Genomic DNA, 2,236 nt, shown 5'->3' on the forward strand with positions numbered 1-2,236 from the left:
CGGTCGCGTGACGGGCGGCCGCGTCCGCGGTCACTCCCGGACGGCGCCCACGATCAGATAGACGAACGGCGTGTCGAGGACGGCGATCGCGAGCTTCAGGATGTACTGGCCGAGCGCGAGCGCGAGGAGGATCGACGGGTCGAGGGGGTCGCCGACGCCGAACAGCAGCGGCGCGACGTAGAAGGCGATGCCGACGAAGATCGCGGTGTCGATCGCCTGGCTGGAGGCGGTCGAAGCGACGTTGCGCAGCCACAGCAGGCCGGCACCGGTGCGCTCGCGGATCGCGTGGAAGACGAAGACGTCCCAGTTCTGGCTGACCACGTACGCGAGCAGGCTGCCGGCGACGACGTTGGTCGCGGGCGCCAGCGCGGTCTCGAACGCGGCGGCGACCTCGGGGTTGACGCCGGGAGCGGCGAGCGTCGACCATACCAGCGCGAGCACGAGGAAGTTCGCGACGAACGCGACGTTGACGACGACCTGCGCGGCGCGCCGCCCGTACAGCTCCGCGTAGCAGTCGGACGCGAGGAACGTCAGCGCGTACGCGAGCGCCGCGCCCGGCAGCGTGATCTCGGGGCCGACGACCGGAAGCGCGACCGGCAGCGGGAGCGCTATCACCTTGGCGGCGGTGAGCTGGGCGGTCGCGAGCGCGGCGACGAACAGCGTGATCAGCCCGACCGCGGCCACCGCGGGCCGGTCCAGCGGGTCCGTCGCGAACGGCCCGTCACGCATCGCGTCCGCCCTCCGTTGGGTCGGCGGCGCCGCGCTCGCCGTCGTCGTCCCCCGTGGCACCGCTGTCGGACGCCAGCCGACCGTGGCGGGCGTCGATTTCGTCGAGCACGTCGAGCGTCTTGCGGATCGACGCGCGGACGGCGTCGCTGCGGTTGACGAACTTCCCGTCGTCGCCGACGTGCTCGTCGAGGTCCGCGAGCAGTTCCGCCGGAATCTCGACGCTTATCTTGGGCATGTCGTGGCCGTCGACCCCGGTCGGACAAGAAGATTATTATTCGAGTACTCGCTTGGGAATATCCACGCGCGCCGACGTCGCGGCCGCGTTCCGCTTCTCGCTCCCGCTGCCGGCGCTCGTCGAGCTAATCGCGGACCGCTCGGGCGTGCGGACTCCGTCCCCTCGGGTCGTCTGACACAACTTAATACGTGTCGAGTCCCAGGACTCGATTATCCCATGCACACGAAGTTCCCCGTCCGATCCGGTCGCGCTGCGCGACAGACGGACACCCGCCGCGTCGGGGGGTGTCGGCGATGAAACTCGCCACCATCGGTGTCGGCAACGCCGGTAGCAAGCTCATCGACCAGATGATCCGGTTCGAACAGGCGACGGGTCGGGACCTCTGTCGACACGCGCTGGTGATAAACACCGCGCGCACCGACCTGGCCAAACCCGAGCACATCTCCGAGGACCGCCGCGTCCTGATCGGCGACACCCACCGCAAGGCGCGCGGGCACGGCGTCGGCGGCGACGCCGAGATCGGCGCGGAGGTCGCGAAGACCGACATCGACGAGATCCGCCGCGTGTTCGACGACGTCGAGATCCACGAGGTCGACGCGGTCCTCGTCGCGGCCGGGCTCGGCGGGGGCACCGGCAGCGGCGCCGCCCCGGTCGTGATCGACGAGATCCAGAAGATGTACGACGAGCCGGTGTACGGGCTCGGCGTGCTCCCCGGCAAGTACGAGGGCGGCCGGCCGGCGCTCAACGCCGCCCGGTCGCTCCAGTCGTTCGTCACCAAGGTCGACAACTTCATCGCCTTCGACAACGACGCGTGGCGCTCCCGCGGGCAGACGATAGAGCAGGGCTACGAGGAGATGAACGAGGAGCTGGCGACGCGGATCGTCACGCTGCTGGCGGCCGGCGAGGTCGACGAGTCCGATGTCGGCGAGAACGCCATGGACTCCAGCGACATCATGCGCACGCTGGAGGTCGGCGGCGTCTCCTCGATCGGCTACGCCTCCACCGACCTCGACACCGCGAAACAGGGGCTGCTCGCGAAGTTCAACGAGTCCGACGCGCCCGAGGGCGAGTCGACGGACGCCGCCAAGATCAAGGGGCTCGTCCGCCGGGCGGTCAACTCCCGACTGACCGTCCCCTGCGAGGTGTCGAGCGCGGACCGCGCGCTGATCGTCTTCGCGGGCCCGCCGGAGGTCATCTCCCGGAAGGGCGTCGAGTCGGCGCGCGAGTGGCTGGAGAAGGAGGCGGACACCGTCGACGTGCTCGCGGGCGACG

At 70.1% G+C, this 2,236-nt stretch carries 3 protein-coding genes; 1 reads left to right on the forward strand and 2 read right to left on the reverse strand.

The window, feature by feature from the left end; all coding sequences use genetic code 11:
* Window positions 1–30 precede the first annotated feature (30 nt).
* Both GJ633_RS15940 and GJ633_RS15945 read right to left on the reverse strand, forming a co-directional pair.
* A complete protein-coding gene (locus tag GJ633_RS15940) occupies window positions 31–729 on the reverse strand; it encodes a queuosine precursor transporter (RefSeq protein ID WP_156589559.1) in 699 nt (232 codons plus the stop codon).
* On the reverse strand, window positions 722–964 hold the full coding sequence (locus GJ633_RS15945) for a type II toxin-antitoxin system ParD family antitoxin (RefSeq protein ID WP_156589560.1): 243 nt from the start codon (window positions 962–964) through the stop codon (window positions 722–724). Before GJ633_RS15945 ends, GJ633_RS15940 begins: the two co-directional genes overlap by 8 nt.
* A gap of 293 nt (window positions 965–1,257) precedes the next feature.
* On the opposite strand from GJ633_RS15945, the gene GJ633_RS15950 reads away from it, so the two are divergent.
* Window positions 1,258–2,236: tubulin/FtsZ family protein (locus tag GJ633_RS15950; protein WP_156589561.1), on the forward strand; the 979-nt coding region annotated here is incomplete at its 3' end.

The sequence above is a fragment of the Halorubrum sp. CBA1125 genome, assembly GCF_009742825.1.
Classification (GTDB): Archaea; Halobacteriota; Halobacteria; order Halobacteriales; family Haloferacaceae; genus Halorubrum.

Coding starts and splice junctions, on each gene's coding strand:
- GJ633_RS15940 (WP_156589559.1), bottom strand. CDS start 729: ATGCGTGACGGGCCGTTCGCGACGGACCCGCTGGACCGGCCCGCGGTG.
- GJ633_RS15945 (WP_156589560.1), bottom strand. CDS start 964: ATGCCCAAGATAAGCGTCGAGATTCCGGCGGAACTGCTCGCGGACCTC.